The following is a 20,508-nucleotide window of genomic DNA, read 5'->3' as shown; positions in this document are numbered from 1 at the left end:
GCACTGCGGGTATGTGCGGATGCGGAAGTCCCGCACAGTTTTCTACGATGCGCGAACGGTCCGCTTCTTGCATCAGGTACGCGGGGCTTGCGTAGTGTAACGAAGCGGACTGTCCGGATACTCCGGACGCTATCCGGATCGTGCGACCGGATTCCCGGGAAGCGGGAATGCGTGCACAGCGCAAGTGCGATCGAGCACGACGGGAGAACATCGATGGGGCAATTTTCCGGAACGGGCTGGCTGGGCGAGGCCACCTGTTTCAATCGCGACACGCTGCTGCTGCAGTCGAACGATCTCGACGAGGTGCGCGCGCGCGTGGCGGATGTGTTCAAGCCGCATCGACTCACGCTGACCGGCGATTCGCGCGGGCTGCGCAGCCGCATGCACCACGCGCGCTGGGGCAATCTGTCGTTGAATCTGCTCGACTATGGCGGCGAGGTGTCGATCGAACCCGGGCCGCTCGAGCATTTCTACCTGTTGCAGATGCCGCTGCGCGGCGATGCGGAGATCGAGTGTGGCGCGACGCGCTTCGTATCGTCGCCCGACACGGCGTCGCTGCTGTCACCGACGCTGTCGCTGCGGATGCGGTGGGGCGAAGCGTGCCCGCAAGCGATCCTGCGCATCGAGCGCGAGGTGATGGAGCGGCATGCGCAGCGGCATTTCGGCGACGACCGGCGCGTGCCGGTGGAGTTCGAGCCGGCATTCAGCTTGTCTTCGCCGCAGGGCGCGTGTCTCGCGCAAATGCTGCCGATGCTGGCCGATGCGATCGCAACCGACGGGCATCCGCTGCGTCATCCGCTCGCGTTCGAGCAGCTCGAATCGACGCTGCTGAACCTGTTGCTGTATGGCCATCCGAACACCGCGCGCAACGGCACGCGCCCCGCGCCGGCACCGCTCGCGCCGTTCTATGTGCGGCGCGTCGAGGAGTATGTCCGCGCGCATCTCGACGAACCGCTGACGATCGAACGGCTCGCCGAACTCGCCGGCGTCAGCCCGAGCACGCTGTTCGCGGGGTTTCGCAACCGTCACGGCATCACGCCAATGGCGTTCGTGCGCCAGTTGCGGCTGCAACGTGTGCGCGACGAACTGCGCGACGACGCGACGCCGGGGCTCGCGTCGGTGACGGACGTCGCACTGAAATGGGGGTTCGCGCACCTCGGGCGGTTCGCGATCGAGTACAAGCGCGCGTTCGGGGAATCGCCGTCGGCGACGCTGAGAATGCGGCGCGTGCGCAACTGAAGGCAGCAACGCCGACGCAGGCTCGCGCGTTGAAGGCGTGGCTACGCCCGATGCGTCGGCGGGCGAGCCGGAGCGTCGCGTTTCTCGCGCCCACGGTGCGCTGTGCGGATGGTCGTCGGGACTGACGACCCAGGCGGCGCGGGTCAGATCGGGTCAGATCGAGGCGGGTGAGCGGGTGCGTGGTGCGACACGACGATGACTACTGCTGGCGCGAGTGAGGATGGTGGCCCGGAAATGCATCGCCGCCGGCAAGCGCGATGGCTTGCCGGCGGCGTCACGCAAGATGACCGGTTGCCGCGACCGGGCCGGCCTCGTTGCGCGTGTTTCAGAAATGCACGACGGTCCGGATGGACTTGCCTTCGTGCATCAGGTCGAACGCTTCGTTGATGCCGGTGAGCGGCTTCGTGTGCGTGACGAACGGTGCGAGCTGGATCGTGCCGGCCATCGCGTCCTCGACCATGCCCGGCAATTCGGAACGGCCCTTGACGCCGCCGAACGCGGTACCGAGCCAGCGGCGGCCGGTGACGAGCTGGAACGGACGCGTCGAGATTTCCTGGCCGGCGCCCGCGACGCCGATGACGACCGATTGACCCCAGCCGCGGTGCGCGCATTCGAGCGCGGCGCGCATCACGTTCACGTTGCCGATGCACTCGAAGCTGTGGTCGACGCCCCAGCCGGTCATCCCGACGATGACTTGCTGGATCGGCTCCTGATGGTCCTTGGGGTTCACGCAGTCGGTAGCGCCGAACACGCGTGCGAGGTCGAACTTGCCGGGGTTGGTGTCGATCGCGATGATGCGGCCGGCCTTCGCGAGCTTCGCACCCTGGATCACGGCGAGGCCGATGCCGCCCAGGCCGAACACGGCCACCGAATCGCCCGGCTGAACCTTGGCGGTGTTCTTCACCGCGCCGAGGCCGGTCGTGACGCCGCAGCCCAGCAGGCAGACCTGCTCCGGGTTCGCGTCCGGGTTGATCTTCGCGAGCGAGACTTCGGCGACGACGGTGTATTCGCTGAACGTCGAACAGCCCATGTAGTGATAGACCGGCTGGCCGTTGTAGCTGAAACGCGTGGTGCCGTCGGGCATCACGCCCTTGCCCTGCGTGGCGCGCACCGACACGCACAGGTTGGTCTTGCCGCTCTTGCAGAACAGGCACTCGCCGCATTCGGCGGTGTACAGCGGAATGACGTGGTCGCCGGGTTTCACGCTGGTCACGCCTTCACCGACTTCCACGACGATGCCGGCGCCTTCATGGCCCAGCACGGCGGGAAAGAGTCCTTCCGGATCGTCGCCCGACAGCGTGAAGGCGTCGGTGTGACAGACGCCCGTATGGGTGATCTTGATCAGCACTTCGCCCTTGCGGGGCGGCTCGACATCGATCTCGACGATCTGCAGCGGTTTACCCGCCTCAAACGCAACAGCAGCACGTGATTTCATGGCAATCCTGTTAAAAAAATACCGAATGGAGCGCTACGTCGACGATTCCGCCTCGGTCAACGTAAGTAGGACCGAACGAGCGTGACGATTTCGTCGATCGATCCGGAAGCGGGCCGCGGGGCGTCCGCGAGTTGGGTGAACTCCTCGCGCAAGTGACTTTCCAGCACGTTGGCCATGACACCGTTGATCGCGCCGCGGATGGCGGCCAGTTGCTGCAGGACCGGGCCGCAGTCAGCGCCCTCCTCGAGCGCCTGCTCGAGCGCGTTCAGTTGCCCGCGAACGCGGCGCACGCGGGTCAGGACGCGTTTCTTTTCTTCGGGGGAATGCGGCATGGTGTCGTGGCTTCCGGATACTGGGGGGTAGTATAGAACAAGGCGGCGCGGAGGTATACGGGGGCGTTCCCGGGGCGGCTCGGCGTGAGCCGACCAGGAAGGAGAAGGGGCTCGGTCGGCAATCGATGCGCGGTTTCGGCGGCGGCGTCGCTGTTCCCTGCGCCCTGCGCCGTCAGATCAACAGCTCGAGCGTGCGGAACAGCGCCAGATCCTCGCCGCGCGCCGAGCGTGCATGCCGCCGGATCACCTGCAGCAGGCAGTCGATGAAGCAGCGTGCCGCGTCGCCGAGCGTGCTGCTGCGGCGCGTGACGATCCCGAGTTCGCTCGGCTCGAACGTCTCCTTCAGCGGCAGCACACGCATCCGCTCGCCGAACGGCCGCACCGCCGCGAGGATCGTCGGGCACCACGTGCACATGCCGGCCTGTTCGAGCATCGTCTGCAGTATCGCGACCGACTGCGCGCGCACGATGCGCCGTTCGTCGATCTGCGCGCCGTGGCGCGTGAACAGGTAGTCGACGAGCGCGGCCTGGCCGTCGGCGGACGAATTCAGCACCCAGTCGCAATCGAGCAGCGCGTGCACCGACTTCGCGCGCTCGTGCGGGTGCCCGGCGCGCACCATCACCGACGTGTCGTAGCGCAGCAGCGGCTCGAACGCGAATTCCTGCGCGCTGCTGCCCGGCTGCACGTGGCCGAGCGCGAAATCCATGCTGCCGTCGCGCAGCAGCGGTTGCGCGACGGCCATCAGCGCCTCGTAGAGTTCGAGGCGCACGTCGGGCATCCGCTCGCGAAACCGCTGCACGGTTTCCGCGAGAAACGTCATCGTGAGCCACGGCGTGACGCCGACGCTCAACCGCCCCTCGACGCGGCCGCGCATCCGTTCCAGATCGCTCTGCGCGTGCTCGAGCTGCTTGAGCACGAGCTTCGCGTGCGTGAGCAGCGTTTTGCCGTATTCGGTGAAGCCGATGCCTTCCGGCGCGCGCACCAGCAGCGGCAGGCGCTCGCTCGCCTCCAGCTCGCGCAGCGCGCGCGTGACGGCCGCCTGCGACAGCCCGAGCGTGCGCGCGGCACCGCGGATGCTGCCGGCCTCCGCGCTCGCGACGAGTGCCTGCAACTGATGCAGCTTGATCGTGCTCATGGTGTGAAACGGGACGAAACCCGACAACGAAAGGTTGTCATCATAACGAAACTGCGGCTGTTCGCCGGCATTTTCGCTGCATACGATCCCGACACGATCTGCCATTCGGCAATCGGCAAACCGGAACGCATCGAGGAGTATCGGGGTTGGACCGAGAACGCATTGCGCCAGAAATGGCGGCCATCGAGACGGAGATGATCGCGCTGCGCCGCCGGCTGCACGCGCATCCGGAGCTCGGCTTCGACGAACACGCGACGAGCGGGCTCGTCGCCGACTGCCTGACAACGTGGGGTTATCGGGTGACGCGCGGCCTCGGCGGCACCGGCGTGGTCGGCACGCTCACGCGCGGCGCCGGCAAGCGGCTCGGGCTGCGCGCGGACATGGACGCGCTGCCGATCCGCGAGACGACCGGGCTGCCGCATGCGAGCCGGCACGACGGCGTGATGCACGCGTGCGGCCACGACGGCCATACGGCGATGCTGCTCGCCGCCGCCCGTTGCCTTGCCGAACGCGGGCGCTTCAGCGGCACGCTGAACCTGATTTTCCAGCCGGCGGAGGAAGGGCTAGGCGGCGCGAAGCGGATGATCGACGACGGGCTGTTCGCGCAGTTCCCGTGCGATGCCGTGTTCGCGATGCACAACGTGCCGGGGTTGCCGGCCGGCGTGCTCGGCTTCTGCGACGGCCCGGCGATGGCGTCGGCCGACGAGGTGCGGGTGCGCGTCACGGGGCAAGGCGGTCACGGCGCGGCCCCGCACACGACGATCGATCCGGTGGTCGTGTGCGCGTCGATCGTGATGGCGTTGCAGACGGTCGTGTCGCGCAACGTGAATCCGCAGGAACTCGCGATCGTCACGACCGGCTCGATCCACGCGGGCACCGCATCGAACGTGATTGCGCCGCATGCCGATCTCGAACTGAGCGTGCGGGCGCTGTCGCCGGACGTGCGCGCGCTGCTCGAACGGCGCATTCGCGCGATCGTGCACGGCCAGGCGGAAAGCTATGGCGCGACGGCCGAGATCGACTATCGCCACGGCTATCCGGTGCTCGTCAATCATGCGGCGCAAACCGCGTTCGCGCGAGATGTGGCGCGGGAATGGGGCGGCGACGACGCGCTGATCGCGCACTTACGGCCGATCGCGGCGAGCGAGGATTTCGCGTTCATGCTGGACGCGTGCCCGGGCAGCTACCTGTCGATCGGCAACGGCGACGGTGCGGCCGGCTGCGGGCTGCACAATCCCGGCTACGACTTCAACGACGCATGCCTCGCGACCGGCGCGAGTTATTGGATCGCGCTCGCGGAGCGCTATCTCGCGTGAACCGGACAAACGCTTTCGAATCATCTTCAACGACGGAAACAAAAGGAGACGGGCAATGAAACAGTGGATGGCGGCGCTCGCGGTGGCGCTGACGGCAACGACGATGGCAGGAGCCGCGCATGCGGGCGACTGGACGGGCAAGGAGATCCGCCTCGCGGTCGATCCGACGTATCCGCCGCTCGAATACAAGCAGCCCGACGGCACGCTGACGGGCTTCGGGATCGACATCACGAACGCGTTGTGTGCGGAGCTGCGTGCGCGTTGCGTGTGGGTCGAGTCGAGCTTCGACGGGATGATTCCGGGGCTGCTCGCGCGCAAGTTCGACGTGATCGCGTCGTCGATGACGATCACGCCGAAGCGGATGCAGCAGATCGCGTTCACGAACCGGATCTCGAATGCGCCGGCCCGGCTGATCGCGCGCAAGGGTTCGCCGCTGCTGCCGACGGCCGCGGCGCTGAAGGGCAAGCGCGTTGGCGTCGAGCAGGGCTCCGCGCAGGCCGACTATGCGATCGCGAACTGGCAGCCGGCCGGCGTGCAGATCGAGTCGTACCAGAACCAGGACCAGGTGTATGCCGACCTCGTGACCGGGCGGCTCGACGCGGCGTTCCAGGCATCGATCGCGGCCAGCGACGGCTTCCTGAAGAAGCCGCAGGGCAAGGACTTCACGTTCGTCGGCGCGGCGATCGACGACGCGAAGTACTTCGGGCAGGGCGACGGCCTCGGCTTGCGCAAGCAGGATACCGACCTGCGCGACGCGTTCAACCGCGCGCTGGCGACGATCCTCGCGAACGGCACGTATCAACGGATCAACCGCAAGTACTTCGACTTCGACATCTACGGCGCTAAGTAAGCGGCACGATGGCGCATCGGGTGATAGCGCTGAATATATCAATAAGGAAAGCGAATGAACTGGAGATTGTTTGTCGTCGCGATGCCGGCACTTTGTGCGATGCCGGCCTTTGCGCAAAGCAGCGTCACGCTTTACGGGTTGGTCGATGCTGGTATCGATTACACGAACAACGTCGGAGGCCATGGAGCGTGGCAGATGGCGAGCGGCTTCGCGCAAGGCAGCCGCTGGGGGCTGAAGGGCACCGAGGATCTCGGCGGCGGCTACAGTGCGATGTTCCAGATCGAGAATGGCTTCAACGTGAACAGCGGCACGCTCGCGCAGGGCGGCCGCATGTTCGGGCGGCAAGCCTACGTCGGATTGGGCAGCACGCGCTTCGGCACGCTGACGCTCGGCCGCCAGTACGATTCGGTGGTCGACTATCTCGCGCCGACCACCGCGAACGGCAGTTGGGGCGTCTATCCGTTCTCGCATCCGCTCGACAACGACAACACCGGCAACACGTTCCGCGTGAACAACACGGTCAAGTATGCAAGCCCGGATTTTGCCGGCTTCTCGTTTGGCGGCACGTACGGCTTCAGCAACGACACCGGCTTCGCGAACAACCGGCAGTGGAGCGTCGGCGCGCAGTATGAGCAGGGCGGCCTGCTCGTCGGCGCGGCGTTCCTGAACGCGGACAACCCGGGCGCGACCGCCGGCGGCGCGATCGCGGGCGCGGGGTCGGTAGGGGCGGATGCGAACTTCACGGCGGCGCGGCTGCGGATTTTCGGGGCGGGCATCAACTATACGGCCGGGCCTGCCACGCTCGGCCTCGCGTATACGAACAGCAACGTCACACGGCCGACCGCGAACGTCGGCTACCTGTTCGGCGACGAGACGATCGATCCCGTCACGGGGCCGCTGGCGGGCGGCACGGTCACTGCGATCAAGTATCAGAACTTCGAAGTGAACGGCAAGTATCAGTTCACGCCGGCGTTCTTCGTCGGTGCGCAGTATGTGTATACGACCGTGCGTTACGACGCGACCACGGGAAGCGCGACACCGAAGATCCATTCGCTCGGGCTGATGGCCGACTACAACCTGTCGAAGCGGACCGACGTCTATCTGATGGGCGCATACCAGCGCATCGCCGGCGACGCGACCGGCTCGTCGCTCGATCAGGCGTATATCCCGGGGGCGGCCGACCTGTCGTCGACGTCGAAGCAGATGATGGTGCATGCGGGGATTCGGCACCGGTTCTGACCGGCGTTCACGAAGGCGAACGATGCGCGCGGTTCGACGCCGTGCGTTTTCGACTGAAGATCGCAGCAGGGTATTTCGGCGACCTGCGGGATACGGGTCGCCGAATGCATTGCGCCGGCCGCTCACCCGGACCGGGATGCGCTCTTCCGGCTTTTCAATGCCGCCTGCACTTGCTTGCAGTCGTGGTCGAGCTGCACCCGCAGCAGTTTCAACAGCAATTTCGCGTGCCCGGACAAGGGCTTGCCGGGGCGGAAAATGACCTGGTCCCGGAACGGAACGTCCACCGACAGACGCCGGATCACGAGCCCGCGCGCAATGAAATCGACGGCCGCGATCGGATGGACGAACGCCAGCCCGACGCCGCAACGCGCCAGCTCGCACGCCGTGATCGAGTAAGGCGTTTCGACGATGTTGCGCAGCGTGATTCCGTCGCGGGCGAGCATGGCTTCCAGCGCCTGCCGTGCGACGTCCTCGGCGTTCAGAGAAATGAAGTGATCCGATTGAAGATCGGCCGGCGTGACGACCGTGCGGCGCGCCAGCGGGTGATCGGGCGCCATCGCGATCACACCCGGCAGCGAACTGAAGATCGAGTGCTCGAGCCCGGACGGCGACATCTCGCTCGCCATCAGCCCGATATCGGCGCTGCCCGATTGCACCTTCTGCTGGACTTCGCGCGAGCTCATGACCTGCAACGACAGCTGGATGCCGAGCGAATCCAGCCGGGCGCCGGCGATCGCGCGCGGCAGAAAGCAGTTCCCCAGCGCCGGAAAGCACGCGACGGTCAGCCGCCCGTGCCGGTACGAACCGAGGCTGCGGATCACGTGCTCGACCGTTTCGAAGCCGACGAAGTATCGTTCGATCGACGTCATCAGCACGTTCGCCTCGTGCGTCGGGACCATTCTTCCACGCACGCGCTCGAACAACCGCAACGTGGCATGGGCCTCGACCCGCTGAATCGCCTGGCTGACCGCGGGCTGGCTGATCTCCAGCAACTGCGCCGCGCGCGCGGTGGTGCCCGAGGTCATCACGGCGCGAAATATCTCGATGTCTCGCGGCGACATAACAGAATCCAATAGATCAATAAGTGAGGATTGTAGCGATGTCCAGCCCGGATCCCGATACTTCAGGGCACCCCGCGACCGCCTACCGATTTCGCTCATGGATACCTTCACCATTGCCGCAGCCCAGTTCACCGCCGACGCCGGTGATATCGAAACCAATCTCGCCCGGCATGCGGCGTTTCTTCAGGCGGCTGCGAAACACGGTGTCCGCTATCTGGTGTTCCCGGAGCTTTCGTTGACCGGGTATGAGCTGCAACTCGGCCGGCAACTGGCGATGGGGCCGCGGGATCCGCGACTGCTGCCACTGCTGGCCGATGCGCAGCGACTTGGCGTAACCGTCGTCGTCGGTGCGCCGGTCAGGTTCGGCGGCGGGGGCGAGGTGTATATCGGCGCGTTCACGCTCGGTCCGGCGGGCATTCGGGTGCACACGAAGCAGCACCTGCATCCAGGGGAGGACGCCGTGTTCACCGCGGGCGAAAGCGGACCCGCGGAAATCGTCGACGGCATCGCGGTCGCGCTGGCGATTTGCGCCGATTTCTCGCATGCAAGCCACGCGGCCAGCGCGGCGCAAGCAGGCGCCAGGCTTTACGCCGCGAGCGCACTGATCACGGACAACGGGTACGCGCACGACACCGCATTGCTGACCCGCTACGCCGCCGATCACGACATGGCCGTGTTGATGGCGAACCATGGCGGGGCGACCGGGGGCTGGACGCCGGCCGGCCGCAGTGCGGTCTGGGCGGAAGGCGGGGCGCGCGTGGTCGCCGCGCAGGGGCCTGGGGACGCGCTCGTGATCGCCACGAAGGGCATGGCCGGCTGGGCCGGCGCGGTGGTGGCGGTCAGCGCCGCGCGCTGACCCGCACATCGCGGGCAGCGTGCGGGGAGCCGGTCGCATGACCGGCCGGTGGCTGCGCGCGCCGCGCTATGTGCGAACGCTGACCCGATACCGGGTCGTCTGGCGATAGGTTCCGCCCGGGCGGAGGATGGCTTCTTCGCGCAACCCGTCCATGTTGACCTGGTTCGGAAAGCCGCCGGCCTCTACGCACAGCGCCGCGTGCCGAACACACGGCATGCCGCCGCTCGCACCCACGCCGTCGAGATAGTTGCCCGTATAGAGCTGCAGCCCGCGCTGGTCGGTCGACACGTCGAGCTCGCGGCCGCTCTCCGGATCGTAGATCGACGCGACGTGTCGCATGCCGCGTTCATGGTCGCGCAGCACATAGCAATGATCGAAGCCGCGGCCGACCATGAGCTGCGCATGCGGCTGGTCGAGGCGGGCGCCAATCGGCGCGCGCTGCCGGAAGTCGAACGGCGTGCCTGTCACGTCGGCCGTGCCGGTCGGGATCAGTGCGGCGTCCACTTCGAGGAATGCGTCCGCATCGATCTGCAGCAGGTGGCTGCGCACGTCGCTGCCCGCGCGTCCGCTCAGGTTGAAGTAGCTGTGATTCGTCAGGTTCAGCGGCGTGGGCGCATCGGTCACGCCCGCATAGTCGATCGTCAGCGTGCCGTCGTCGTCGAGCGTGTAGCGGACCTGTACGCTCACGTTGCCGGGGAATCCCGCATCGCCTTCAGGCGAATCGAGCCGCAGCGTCAGCCCGCCATGATCGTCGATCACGTTCCAGCGCGCACGGTGAAAGCCGCTCGCGCCGCCGTGCAGCAGATTGCCGTTCTCGTTGCGGTCGAGCGCGTGGTCGATTCCGTCGAGCGTGAAGCGTGCGCCCGCGATCCGGTTTGCCCAGCGGCCGACCGTCGCGCCGAAGTAGGTGCCCGACCCGACATAGTCGGCCGGCGTGTCGTGGGCGAGGACGATATCGGCGAAGCGCCCGGTGCGGTCAGGCGCGAGCCACGATACGACCGTCGCGCCGAGATCGCTGACGACGACGCGCATCCCGTGCGCGTTGCGCAGCGTGTAGCGCCGTACCGGATCGCCGGCGGGCAGCGTACCCCACGGCTCGGAAGGCATGCTGGCGACGTCGGATGCGGGGCGGGAAGAGTCGGTATCGATGGGCATGAGCGGGCTCGAGCGCGGGCAGTGGGTTCAGTGGGCGGGCACGGTGCGTTGCCGGCAGCCGCGCGGGGGCAGCCGCGCACGCGGCACAAAACCGCAAACCCGTATTGCAACGACTTGATTTCGCGGCGGATCGAGGCATCGGCGGGGTCACCCGCGCGAAGTTGCCGCGGACCCGCGAGCGCTCGTACGTAGTATCGCCGGGATCAGGCTGTCGGGTCTATCGGTCGTGCGCGGCTGTCGGACAGGGTGTTTGTCCGCCTTTCTTCGCGACGGCGGCGGCTACCCTGCGACCGGTCGCGATTCAGCATGGCAAGCGGGTCGCACCTGGGCAGCGCGACCCGCGGCGCGCGATTACGACGCCGCCAACCTGACCGACACGCCCGTCGCGGTATAAACCGGCGTCGCCTTGAACCCGTCGACCGTCACCGTCGAGAACTTCGCGGCGCCGGCCGCGCCGTCGATCAGCGCGATGGTGTCGCCCGCCTTCGGCGCATAGCCGTTCACGAACTTCACGTGCAGCGTGCCGCCCGCGACGGTGAGCGGGCCGCCCACGCGCAGGCGTCCGCCGCCGTTGCCGTCGATATCGAGTTCGAGTGTCGTGTTGTCGAGCTGCGTATAGCGGGTCGCGATCGTGACCGGCGCCGCCGTCGCAATCCGGACGCTGCCGCCCGATCCGACGTACACGTCGCCGTTGCCGAACGCCGTCGTGGAGCCCGCGGCGAGCGTGCCGCCGCTGACCTGCGTGCCGCCCGTGTAGCTGTTGTTGCCCGCGAGCGTCAGCGTGCCGGAGCCTTGCAGCGTCAGCTTGCCGGCGCCCGCGATGTCGTTGCGCCACAGGTCCGCCGCATTGAGGCCGCCCTGCGATGCATCCATCGACACGGTCACGTTGCCGTTGAACGTACCGTAGCCGTCGGCCGCGGCGAACAGGTTCAGGCGGCCCCAGCCTTCCGCATCGTCCATCACCGGGTAGCCGGACGACACTTCGGTCGTCTTCAGCACGACGCGACGCTGGTCGGCGCTCAGGTACGGAAAGCGCGTCTGCAGCAGGATTTCCGCGCCCTTCGGCACGACCGGCGGCGCATCGGTCGATTCGATCGAGCCGAAGCCGAACGTCATGCGGCGCGTGAATCCCGCCTTGTTCGTCGCGTAATCGGCGAACCGGTCGGTGGCCGTCGTGCCCGAATGCGCGAACGCGGCAAACGTCGTGTCGGTCGTTCCCGTGAGTTGCTGCAGCGCCTGGTGGGCCTGGCTGTACGCGCCTTGCGCGTCGCTGGCGTACGCGGTCAGGTTCGCCGCGCTGACGGCCAGCGCGAACATGCGGCCGCCGATCACGTCGAGCGGCGAATGCATGCCGGCGAGAATCCGGTTTTCACCGAGTTCGAGGCCGCGGCTGACCATTTCCTGGAACCGCTCCGGCACGAGCCACGCCATCGTCATCGCATCGCGCATCGCTTCGGCCTCGTGGCCGCTGATGAAGCCGCCGTCGGTCGCGGGCGTCGTGCTTTCCGCCGGCACGAGGGTCGGCGCGACGACCACGCTCGCGCTCCAGCGGTACGGGCGCGCGTATTCGTAGAAGCGCTTTGCGGGTTCGGTCGACGCGTTGTTGCCCATCTCGTTGAGCAGGTCGACGACCTTCCCGAAGCTCGCGTTCGTGCTGCTGCCGACGCCGACGTTGTTGCCGGTGTCGTTGTACAGCACGGTGGTCGCGTCGGCCGGCACGCTGGTGATGCTGGTCGTTTGCTGAGCAGCCGTGCGCCACGCGCCGGTGAGCGGGCCCATGCCGTCGGTCACGCTGTAGCCCTTGCCGCGCCGGTCGTCGAAGTAGGCGGCGTCTGCCTGTTGCGGCGTGCGTGCGGTCGTTGCGTCGACCACATACCGGACATTGGCTGCGAGCACCGCGCCGTTCAGGATCGTGCCGCATGGCGTGCCGCTGGCGGGCAGCCCCGAGCAGGTCGACGGGGAGATTGCCGGAAACGCGCCGTTGGCCGGTGCGCTCACGCCGGCATCGACGAGCATCGTCGCCGGTTGCCACAGATCGAGGAAGCGGCTCACCACGCGTACTGCGGCGTTGGTCGACAGCGTCGCGTAGCGGGCGTCGCCGCGCTGGTTGGTCGCGATGTTGTCGACGAAGGCCGGCACGCTCGGCACGGGCGCGCTGTCGACGAAGCCCGGATCGGCCGGCGGTGCCGGGACGGCCGCGTTGGCCGTGGGCGTGTTCGACGAGACGACATCGTCGCCGCCGCCGCAGGCGGTCAGTACGATCGCACTCGACAGCGCTGCGACGTGCAGCGGGAAGCGACTCCGTGACGCAAGCATGCAAAACTCCATCCTGATGATCGAAGATGGCGGATTGTCGTGGGCGAACGTGACGCAGCCGTTAAGAATTTGTTTCGGGTCGCGGTCGATGTGCCCGAATTCTCACTATCTGGTGAATTCGCGGTGCTGAACGTTTGCGAGCGAAGCGAGCGCCTCGTCGAACCTGTGCTGCAACGACCGGATTCGAACGGCGCCGCGTGTGCGTTCGAACAGGATCGGAGCCGGCGCAGTCATGCCGGTTGAGCGAGCGATTCCGCTTCGGCGCGGCACACGCGGTTTCTGCCCTGGCGCTTGGCTGCATAGAGCGCGAGGTCCGCCTGATGCGACAGCGCATGCACCGACCGCGGGTGTGCGCGATGACCGGTCGCGCAGCCGATGCTGACCGTGAACGGTGGAATCGTCGCATGGAAGCCGACGAGCCGGTTTTGTTCCACGGCGCGCCGGATTGCCTCCGCGACTTCCGCGGCGCCGCTTTCATCCGTATCGGGCAGCACCGCGACGAATTCCTCGCCGCCGTAGCGCGCGGCGATGTCGCCGCGCCGCCGCACGTTCGCGCGGATGCATTCGGCGAGAAAGCGCAGCGCCGTGTCGCCTTGCGCATGGCCATAGCGGTCGTTGTACTGCTTGAAGTGGTCGGCATCGATGAAAAGGATCGACAGGCTGCCTTCGCTGCCGCGCTGCAGCCGCTCCCATTCGTCGGCGAGCGCCGCATCGAGCGCACGGCGATTGTGCAGGCCCGTCAACGGATCGGTGCGCGTGAGGTCGGTGAGCAGCGTTTGCTTGCGCAGGTTGTCGCGCAGCGCGAACGCGAGCAGCCACACGACCGCGCAAAACAGCGCGCCGATGACGGACGCCGATACGCCGACCGTCCACGACAGCCGCGTGATGCCGGCCAGCACGTCGCGCTCGGCGGGCGCGACCACGGCGATCAGCGGCGTGCCGGGCACCTGCTGGTACGTGTAGAGCCGCAGGGTGCCGTCGATGCTCGAGCGGGCCGCATAGAAGCCGGACTCGTGGCTCACCATCCGCTCGAATGCCTTCGAGCGGCGCAGGTGTCCCATCTGGTGATCGTTCAGCGGCGGGTTCCGGGCGAGGATCGTGCCGTCCGCGCGCAGGATCGCGCTGATGCCGTGCGGCCCGACATTCAGCCGGGACAGCAGCCGGTCGAAGTAGGCGAGGTCGACGGCGACCACGGTGATCCCGTCGAACGTATGGTCCGGCCGCTCGAGCCGGCGCGACAGTGCGATCGACTCGGTGCCGCTGCGCGAACGCGCGCGATACGCTTGCGACACGTAGAGGCCGACTTTCGCGGAATCGCGATGGACCTTGAAATAGTCGCGATCGCCGAAATCCCAATGGTGCGACGGGCCGCAACATCCGTCGATCAGCTGGCCGGACGCGTCGGTCACCCCCATCCCGGTCACGTATTGCGCGGCCGTGCGCTCGAACAGCACGTCGTGACGCAGCCGGGCGTCCATGCGCGCGATCGCCGGGTTGCGGAGGTTGGATGCGAGCGCGGCCAGCGCGGCGTTGGACGTCTCGACGGTGCGCGCGATCTCGCTGACCAGCACGGCGGCGACGTTGCGGGACGTCTCGTGCGCGTGCGCGACGACTTCGCTGCGCGCCGCCCACAGCGTCGCCGCGCTGATGCCGAGCGCCGCGAGCGACATCAGCGTGCCCAGCGCGCCGATGACCAGATGGTTGCGCCCGGCCCAGTCGGCAATTTTCTCGATCGAAGTGGATGCGGACATGCTCGCGCTCGTGTGACAAGCCGGCCGCGACGGCGCGGACGGGCTCAAATCCGGGTTAACGGCAGATGCGAGCGGAAATCGAGGGTGGCCTGTCGCGCGATGAACCGCCGCGGCGGGGCGAACGTGCGCGGCCGGATGCCGGCGTGCCGGCGGCACGCACGGACCGCGCGCCCGGCGGGCGCGCCCGCGCATGCGGTCGTGGCGAGGTGTCGTGCGCCCGCGAACGTCGCTAACATCGCTAACGTCACGGGCGCGCGAGCGGGCAGCGGCGCGGCTTCAGTCGAGCCCGCCCTGGCACAGGTACTTGATCGACAGGTAGTCGTCGAGGCCGTAGCGCGAGCCTTCGCGGCCGTAGCCCGATTCCTTCACGCCGCCGAACGGCGCGGCCTCGCTCGCGAGCGCGCCCTCGTTGATGCCGACGATGCCCGTTTCGAGCCGCGCGGACACGCGCGCGATCCGCCGCACGTCCTGCGTGTAGAAATACGCGGCGAGCCCGAACGGTGTGTCGTTCGCGGCGTCCACGGCTTCGTCTTCCGTGTCGAATCGAAACAGCGCGGCAACCGGGCCGAAGGTTTCCTCGCAGGTCAGCAGCATGTCGGCGGTGGCGTCGGCAAGCACCGTCGGCGCGTAATAGTTCGCGCCGAGTTCGGGCAGGCGTTTGCCGCCGGCCAGCACGCGCGCGCCGCGCTCGATCGCGTCGCCGACGTGGCGCGCGATCTTGTCGACCGCACGCGCGTTGATCATCGGACCGATCTGCGCGGCCGGGTCGGTCGCCGGCGCGACCTTCAGCGCGGCGACCCGCGCGGCGAGCTTCGCGGCGAATGCGTCGTACACACCGGCCTGTACGTACACGCGGTTCGGCGACACGCAGGTCTGGCCGCCGTTGCGGAACTTGGCGGCCATCAGCCCGTCGACCGCGGCGTCGAGCTCGGCATCGTCGAACACGATGAACGGCGCATTGCCGCCGAGTTCCAGCGACAGCTTCTTCAGCGTCGCCGCCGAGTCGCGCGCCAGCAGTTTGCCGACGAGCGTCGAGCCGGTGAAGGTGATCTTGCGCACGCGGCCGTCGGCGAGCCAGTCGGCTGCCGCGTCGATGCCGCGCTCGCGCGACGCGGCGATCAGGTTCAGCACACCGGGCGGCACGCCGGCTTCCTGCGCGAGGAAGGCAAGCGCGAGCGCGGTGAGCGGCGTGTCCTCCGCCGGCTTCGCGACAACCGTGCAGCCGGCCGCGAGCGCAGGGGCGATCTTGCGCGCGATCATCGCGAGCGGGAAATTCCACGGCGTGATCGCGGCGACGATGCCGATCGGCTCCTTGACCGCGCTCAGCCGCTTGCCGCGCTGCTGCTGCGGAATCAGGTCGCCGTAGGTGCGCGTCGCTTCCTCGGCGAACCACAGCACATACGACGCGCCATAGGCGACTTCGCCGCGCGCTTCGGCGAGCGGCTTGCCCTGTTCGCGCGACATCAGCTTCGCGAGATCGTCGGTGTGCGCGACGATCGCCGCGTGCCATGCACGCAGGATCGCGGCGCGCTCGCGCGCGGGCGTCGCGCGCCATGCGGGCAGTGCGCGCGCCGCCGCGTCGGTCGCGGCGCGGGCGTCGGCGGCGCCGCTGTCGGGTGCGTGGGCAACGGTCTCGAGCGTCGCCGGATCGGTGACTTCGAAGCGCCGGCCGTCGACGGCGTCGCGCCATGCACCATCGATCAGGTTGGCGGTGCGCACGAGTTCGGGGCGGGAAAGGGTAAGCGACATGACTGATCCTTGGATGAGGCGGCTCGGTGACGACCGCGGAGACACGGGCGCGCGACTATCCCGCGCGGACAGCGTACTGCCGCGTTCCCGGGTGCCGCACGCCGTGCGTCAGTGGCGTTCGCCGAACAGCGATTCGAGCGGATAGTGCCGTTTGACGAACGGCGACTTGATGATGACGTAGCTGAAATACTTCTCGATGCCGATGTTCTGCTCGAGCAGCCCTTCGACGATCGTCTGGTAATGGCTCACGCTGCGCGTGATGAACTTCAGCAGATAGTCGTAGCCGCCGCTGGCGAGATGGCATTCGACGATCTCGTCGACGTTGCGGATCGCCGCGACGAAACGGTCGAAGTCCTCGCGCCGGTGGTCGGCCAGCGTGACCTCGGTGAACACGACCTGCACGTCCCCGAGTTTCTCGAGCTGGATGTGCGCGCCGTAGCCGCCGATGTAGCCGGCCTTCTCGAGCCGCTTCACGCGGATCAGGCAGGGGCTGGGCGACAGCCCGACCGCATCGGCCAGCTCGACGTTGGTCATGCGGCCGCGCTTCTGCAACTGGGAGAGGATGCGCAGGTCGATGCGATCCAGCTTGCTGTCCGTCATGTTCACGTGAGAGCGGAAAAATGGAATGTCCGGTTACTTTAGAGTCGAACGAGGGCCGCTACAAGCCCGGCTTTTCCTTGCCCGGCTCATGCCCGACTCATGCCGGCTGCGCGTGCACGCGATCGAGCGCGCGCTGCACGCCCGCGTCGGCCAGCACGTCGTCGAGCGTCTTGCGCACGCGCTCGAACATCAGCTCGAAATCGCCCGCGGTGAAGCTCAGCGCCGGCGCGAAACCGAGCACGCAGTCGCCGAAGGCGCGAAACACCACGCCGTTCGCGTACGCCGCGGCGGCAATCTTGTCGGGCAGGTTCAGCGCCGGATCGAAGCGCGTCTTGCGCGTCTTGTCGGCAACCAGTTCAAGCGCGCCGAGCAGGCCGACCGAGCGGGAGTCGCCGACGAGCGGATGTGCGCGCAGCGCGTCGAGCCCCGCGGCGAAGCGCGGCGCGACCTCCCGGCCGTTCGCGAGCAGCCCGCCTTCGTGATACAGCTTCAGCACCTCGAGGCCGATCGCGGCGCTCACCGGATGCGCGGAATACGTATGCCCATGGCCGACCACGGCCGACTCGGAGCGGCTGCCCGCGATCCCTTCGTAGATTTCGTCGGACATCAGCACCGCGCCCATCGGGGCATAGCCGGCGGTCAGTCCCTTTGCGACGGTCATCAGGTCCGGATCGACCTGCTCGGCCTCGCACGCGAACAGCGGGCCGGTGCGGCCGAAGCCGGTGATCACCTCGTCGGCGACGAACAGGATGCCGAGGCGCCGGCATGCGTCGCGCATCGCCTTCAGCCAGCCGGCAGGGGGCACGATCACGCCGCCGGAACCTTGCACGGGCTCGCAGAAGAACGCCGCGACGTTGTCCGCGCCGAGCTCGGCGACCTTCGCCTCGAGCGCGGCCACCGACGCGGCGATCAGCGCCTGCGGATCGTCGCCGAGCGGATGGCGATACGGGTAGGGCGACGGAATATGGTGCTGGTCCGCGCGCGGCAGGTCGAAATGGCGGTGGAACGCCGGCAGCGCGGTGAGTCCTGCGCCGATCGATGACGAACCGTGATAGCCGCGCTCGAGCGCGATCATCTGCTTTTTTGACGGGCGGCCGGTCGCGTTGAAATAGTGCGTGATGAAACGCACCGCGGAGTCGATCGCGTCCGAGCCGCCGAGCGTGAAGTACACGTGGTTCAGCGACGGCGGTGCCAGCGTCGCGAGCCGTTCGGCGAGCTCGATCGCCGGCTGCGAGCCGAAATGGAAATAGCCGGTGGCGTAGGGCAGCTTCGCCATCTGCTCGGCGGCGGCCTTCACGATGCTGTCGCGGCCGTAGCCGACGTTCACGCACCACAGGCCCGAGAACGCATCGAGCAGCGTATGGCCGTCGGCGTCGCGCAGGAACACGCCGTCGGCGGATTCGAGCACGGTGACGCCGCGCGCCTCGTGCGCGCGATAGTTGACGACGGGGTGGATCAGGTGTTGTCGATCGGCTTCGATCAGCGCGGCTTGGTTCATGGCAGTGCGGGGCTCTCGTGGGGTGTCAGCGGTGAGTTCATGCTACCGGGCGAGAAGTCGGCACGCGTCTTCAATTTGCGGTCTGAAACGTATGGACACGGCGTTTGCACGGGGCGCTTCGGCATTTTCTGCTGCGCGCCCCGCGGGGCCGGAAGGGGCGTTTCAGTAGCCGCGCGCGCGATCGACGATGCCGAGCATCGGCTGTCCCGCGCGATGGCGCGCGAGGTTCTCGAGCACGGCGTCGACGGCGGTGTCGGGCCGCGTCGCGCTCGCAATGTGCGGCGTGACACGAATGCGCGGATGCGTCCAGAACGGGTGGCCGGCCGGCAGCGGCTCGGGTTCCGTCACGTCGAGGATCGCGCTGTCGAGGCGGCCGCTGTCGAGCGCGGCGAGCAGCGCTTGCGCATCGGCTGAGGGCCGCGCCGGACCTGCACGAGCGATGCGCCGGCCGGCAGCGCGTCGAACACGCGCGCCGAGCAGCCCGCGCGTGTCGGCCGTGAGCGGCACCAGGCAAATCAGGATGTCGGTGCGGGCGAGGAACGCATCGAGCGCCGCGTCGCCCGCGTAGCAGTCGATGCCGTCGAGCGTGCGCGGCGTGCGGCTCCAGCCGGCGCACGGGAAGCCGAAGCGGCGCAGCGTGTCGAGCACGGCCTGGCCGAGCGTGCCGAGCCCGAGCACGCCGACGCGCCGCGACGCGGCCGCGCGCACGGGTTTCTCGTGCCAGACTTGCGCGCGCTGTTGCGCCGCGTAGTCGAACAGGTCGCGATGGATCGTCAGTACGGCCTGTGTCACGTACTCGACCATGCCTTCGATGATGCCCGACTCGATCATCCGGACCACGGGAATATGGGCCGGGATGCGCGACAGGTCGAACTGATCGATGCCGGCGCCCACCGAGAACACGATTTCGAGGTTCGGCAGCAGCGCGGTCGGATCGTCCGGCGGTTGCCACGCGGCGAGGTAGCGCACCGCGCACGGATCGCCGATGTCCGGCCAGATCCGGAATGCGAGATCGGGTGCCTGTTGCGCGAAGCGCTGCGCCCATTGCGCGCCGCGCACGGGGTCGGCCTTGTAGAGGAAGCTCATCGTGCGTGTCGCTCAGCCGAGCGCCTGGTTGACGATCGCGAACGTGCGCAGCGCGGGCTCGCGCGCGGGCGCCGCGCCGCGCGCCATCGCGACGACGGTATCGACGCGCGGCAGGCCGAGCCCCTGCAGCCAGTCGGACAGGCCGCTGTCGCCCGGTACGTCGAGCCGCACGAACATGCCCGCGTGCAGCGCGAGCCAGTGGCTGATCAGCGCTTGCGCGCGCAGTGCGTCCGGCGCGATCACCGGGCCGATCACATGGCCGCGGCCGAAGCGGCGGAACAGCGCGAAGCCGAGCAGCTCGCCGTCGCGATCGAGCGCGATCCCGTTCGCGACGCCGAGCAGCGCATCGATCACCGTATCGCGCGGGTAGCCGGCCGCGCGCGATGCGAGCGCCGCGAGGCGCGGGCCGTCGTTCGTGCCGAGCGGGCGCAGGCGCTCGCCCGGCGGCAGCGAAATCAGCGGCGGCTGGAATGCGGCGCCCTGGTGCTGGTCGATCGTGCCGATCGCTTCGAAGCCGAACTTCACATAGAGCGGTTCGCCGGACGGCGTCGCATGCAGGAAGATCGTGCGCGCGCCGAGGCTGTCGACGACGCGCGCGAGCAGTTCGCGGCCGATGCCGCGGCCCTGGCGCTCGGGCGACACGATGACCATGCCGAGTGACGCGTGCGCGTCGCCGAAGCGCCAGCCGAGCGCGGTGCCGACGATGCCGGCTTCGTCTTCGGCGACGAAGCCGCCGCCGAGCTGGAGCGCGAAGCGCCAGTCGTCGAGCCGGTGCGGCCACTTGACTGCTTCCGACAGCCGATGCGCGGCGGGCAGGTCGGTTTCGGCGAACGGGCGATAGATAAGCGTGCGGGAAGGGTTGAGATCGGACACGCCGGACTCCGGATGGG

Annotated in this window: 17 protein-coding genes; 5 read left to right on the top strand and 12 right to left on the bottom strand. The window is 68.1% G+C overall.

Annotated elements, in window-relative coordinates:
* The first annotated feature begins 213 nt into the window (after window positions 1–213).
* On the top strand, window positions 214–1,239 hold the full coding sequence (locus J7024_RS24495; RefSeq protein ID WP_124897216.1) for an AraC family transcriptional regulator: 1,026 nt from the start codon (window positions 214–216) through the stop codon (window positions 1,237–1,239).
* 325 nt (window positions 1,240–1,564) lie between these two features.
* Here the strand turns inward: J7024_RS24495 and J7024_RS24490 are convergent, their stop codons facing one another.
* The 3 genes from J7024_RS24490 to J7024_RS24480 all read right to left on the bottom strand — a co-directional run bounded on the left by J7024_RS24490 (window position 1,565) and on the right by J7024_RS24480 (window position 4,141).
* Window positions 1,565–2,674, bottom strand: coding sequence for an S-(hydroxymethyl)glutathione dehydrogenase/class III alcohol dehydrogenase (locus J7024_RS24490; RefSeq protein WP_124897217.1), 1,110 nt, complete (start codon window positions 2,672–2,674; stop codon window positions 1,565–1,567).
* Between the two features lie 56 nt (window positions 2,675–2,730).
* Complete coding sequence (gene frmR / locus J7024_RS24485) at window positions 2,731–3,006, bottom strand: formaldehyde-responsive transcriptional repressor FrmR (protein ID WP_096504646.1); 276 nt, start codon at window positions 3,004–3,006, stop codon at window positions 2,731–2,733.
* A gap of 172 nt (window positions 3,007–3,178) precedes the next feature.
* A complete protein-coding gene (locus J7024_RS24480; RefSeq protein WP_124897218.1) occupies window positions 3,179–4,141 on the bottom strand; it encodes a LysR substrate-binding domain-containing protein in 963 nt (320 codons plus the stop codon).
* Between the two features lie 194 nt (window positions 4,142–4,335).
* On the opposite strand from J7024_RS24480, the gene J7024_RS24475 reads away from it, so the two are divergent.
* The 3 genes from J7024_RS24475 to J7024_RS24465 are packed head-to-tail and all read left to right on the top strand — an operon-like array spanning window position 4,336 to window position 7,546.
* Entirely contained in the window at window positions 4,336–5,457 is a 1,122-nt protein-coding gene (locus tag J7024_RS24475; protein ID WP_390679350.1) for a M20 aminoacylase family protein, read from the top strand.
* A 55-nt stretch (window positions 5,458–5,512) separates the two neighbouring features.
* On the top strand, window positions 5,513–6,307 hold the full coding sequence (locus tag J7024_RS24470) for an ABC transporter substrate-binding protein (RefSeq protein WP_124897220.1): 795 nt from the start codon (window positions 5,513–5,515) through the stop codon (window positions 6,305–6,307).
* Between the two features lie 54 nt (window positions 6,308–6,361).
* On the top strand, window positions 6,362–7,546 hold the full coding sequence (locus J7024_RS24465; RefSeq protein ID WP_124897221.1) for a porin: 1,185 nt from the start codon (window positions 6,362–6,364) through the stop codon (window positions 7,544–7,546).
* Window positions 7,547–7,668: 122 nt separating this feature from the next.
* On the opposite strand, the gene J7024_RS24460 is transcribed toward J7024_RS24465, so the two are convergent.
* The gene (locus tag J7024_RS24460) at window positions 7,669–8,607 is read right to left on the bottom strand and encodes a LysR substrate-binding domain-containing protein (RefSeq protein ID WP_124897328.1); all 939 of its coding nucleotides are present in this window, start codon (window positions 8,605–8,607) and stop codon (window positions 7,669–7,671) included.
* Between the two features lie 97 nt (window positions 8,608–8,704).
* On the opposite strand from J7024_RS24460, the gene J7024_RS24455 reads away from it, so the two are divergent.
* Window positions 8,705–9,463, top strand: coding sequence for a carbon-nitrogen hydrolase family protein (locus tag J7024_RS24455; protein ID WP_124897222.1), 759 nt, complete (start codon window positions 8,705–8,707; stop codon window positions 9,461–9,463).
* Window positions 9,464–9,529: 66 nt separating this feature from the next.
* Here J7024_RS24455 and J7024_RS24450 read toward each other — a convergent pair whose 3' ends face one another.
* The 8 genes from J7024_RS24450 to J7024_RS24415 form a co-directional block, all read right to left on the bottom strand.
* Window positions 9,530–10,618 carry an aldose epimerase family protein gene (locus tag J7024_RS24450; RefSeq protein WP_124897223.1) on the bottom strand — a complete coding sequence of 363 codons (1,089 nt, stop codon included), beginning with the start codon at window positions 10,616–10,618 and terminating at the stop codon, window positions 9,530–9,532.
* A gap of 351 nt (window positions 10,619–10,969) precedes the next feature.
* On the bottom strand, window positions 10,970–12,934 hold the full coding sequence (locus J7024_RS24445; RefSeq protein ID WP_234745553.1) for an autotransporter-associated beta strand repeat-containing protein: 1,965 nt from the start codon (window positions 12,932–12,934) through the stop codon (window positions 10,970–10,972).
* 230 nt (window positions 12,935–13,164) lie between these two features.
* A complete protein-coding gene (locus tag J7024_RS24440) occupies window positions 13,165–14,685 on the bottom strand; it encodes a GGDEF domain-containing protein (RefSeq protein ID WP_124897225.1) in 1,521 nt (506 codons plus the stop codon).
* Between the two features lie 276 nt (window positions 14,686–14,961).
* Complete coding sequence (locus J7024_RS24435) at window positions 14,962–16,434, bottom strand: NAD-dependent succinate-semialdehyde dehydrogenase (RefSeq protein ID WP_124897226.1); 1,473 nt, start codon at window positions 16,432–16,434, stop codon at window positions 14,962–14,964.
* Between the two features lie 108 nt (window positions 16,435–16,542).
* Window positions 16,543–17,034 carry an Lrp/AsnC family transcriptional regulator gene (locus tag J7024_RS24430; protein WP_006749694.1) on the bottom strand — a complete coding sequence of 164 codons (492 nt, stop codon included), beginning with the start codon at window positions 17,032–17,034 and terminating at the stop codon, window positions 16,543–16,545.
* 97 nt (window positions 17,035–17,131) lie between these two features.
* Window positions 17,132–18,532 carry an aspartate aminotransferase family protein gene (locus tag J7024_RS24425; RefSeq protein ID WP_124897227.1) on the bottom strand — a complete coding sequence of 467 codons (1,401 nt, stop codon included), beginning with the start codon at window positions 18,530–18,532 and terminating at the stop codon, window positions 17,132–17,134.
* 162 nt (window positions 18,533–18,694) lie between these two features.
* The gene (locus tag J7024_RS24420; RefSeq protein ID WP_234745552.1) at window positions 18,695–19,618 is read right to left on the bottom strand and encodes a 2-hydroxyacid dehydrogenase; all 924 of its coding nucleotides are present in this window, start codon (window positions 19,616–19,618) and stop codon (window positions 18,695–18,697) included.
* 12 nt (window positions 19,619–19,630) lie between these two features.
* Window positions 19,631–20,491, bottom strand: a complete 861-nt coding sequence (locus tag J7024_RS24415) for a GNAT family N-acetyltransferase (protein WP_124897229.1) — start codon at window positions 20,489–20,491, stop codon at window positions 19,631–19,633.
* Between the last annotated feature and the right edge of the window lie 17 nt (window positions 20,492–20,508).

The organism is Burkholderia sp. WTPI3, assembly GCF_021483755.1.
Classification (GTDB): Bacteria; Pseudomonadota; Gammaproteobacteria; order Burkholderiales; family Burkholderiaceae; genus Burkholderia.
The sequence above is the reverse complement of the archived record's forward strand: the minus strand, read 5'-3'. Positions and strand labels throughout refer to the sequence as shown.

Excerpts from the sequence above, each read along its gene's own strand:
- frmR (WP_096504646.1), bottom strand. The coding sequence starts at position 3,006 with ATGCCGCATTCCCCCGAAGAAAAGAAACGCGTCCTGACCCGCGTGCGC.
- J7024_RS24440 (WP_124897225.1), bottom strand. The coding sequence starts at position 14,685 with ATGTCCGCATCCACTTCGATCGAGAAAATTGCCGACTGGGCCGGGCGC.
- J7024_RS24425 (WP_124897227.1), bottom strand. The coding sequence starts at position 18,532 with ATGAACCAAGCCGCGCTGATCGAAGCCGATCGACAACACCTGATCCAC.
- J7024_RS24435 (WP_124897226.1), bottom strand. The coding sequence starts at position 16,434 with ATGTCGCTTACCCTTTCCCGCCCCGAACTCGTGCGCACCGCCAACCTG.
- J7024_RS24480 (WP_124897218.1), bottom strand. The coding sequence starts at position 4,141 with ATGAGCACGATCAAGCTGCATCAGTTGCAGGCACTCGTCGCGAGCGCG.
- J7024_RS24455 (WP_124897222.1), top strand. The coding sequence starts at position 8,705 with ATGGATACCTTCACCATTGCCGCAGCCCAGTTCACCGCCGACGCCGGT.
- J7024_RS24460 (WP_124897328.1), bottom strand. The coding sequence starts at position 8,607 with ATGTCGCCGCGAGACATCGAGATATTTCGCGCCGTGATGACCTCGGGC.
- J7024_RS24495 (WP_124897216.1), top strand. The coding sequence starts at position 214 with ATGGGGCAATTTTCCGGAACGGGCTGGCTGGGCGAGGCCACCTGTTTC.
- J7024_RS24430 (WP_006749694.1), bottom strand. The coding sequence starts at position 17,034 with ATGACGGACAGCAAGCTGGATCGCATCGACCTGCGCATCCTCTCCCAG.
- J7024_RS24420 (WP_234745552.1), bottom strand. The coding sequence starts at position 19,618 with ATGAGCTTCCTCTACAAGGCCGACCCCGTGCGCGGCGCGCAATGGGCG.
- J7024_RS24445 (WP_234745553.1), bottom strand. The coding sequence starts at position 12,934 with ATGCTTGCGTCACGGAGTCGCTTCCCGCTGCACGTCGCAGCGCTGTCG.
- J7024_RS24470 (WP_124897220.1), top strand. The coding sequence starts at position 5,513 with ATGAAACAGTGGATGGCGGCGCTCGCGGTGGCGCTGACGGCAACGACG.
- J7024_RS24475 (WP_390679350.1), top strand. The coding sequence starts at position 4,336 with ATGATCGCGCTGCGCCGCCGGCTGCACGCGCATCCGGAGCTCGGCTTC.
- J7024_RS24465 (WP_124897221.1), top strand. The coding sequence starts at position 6,362 with ATGAACTGGAGATTGTTTGTCGTCGCGATGCCGGCACTTTGTGCGATG.
- J7024_RS24490 (WP_124897217.1), bottom strand. The coding sequence starts at position 2,674 with ATGAAATCACGTGCTGCTGTTGCGTTTGAGGCGGGTAAACCGCTGCAG.
- J7024_RS24450 (WP_124897223.1), bottom strand. The coding sequence starts at position 10,618 with ATGCCCATCGATACCGACTCTTCCCGCCCCGCATCCGACGTCGCCAGC.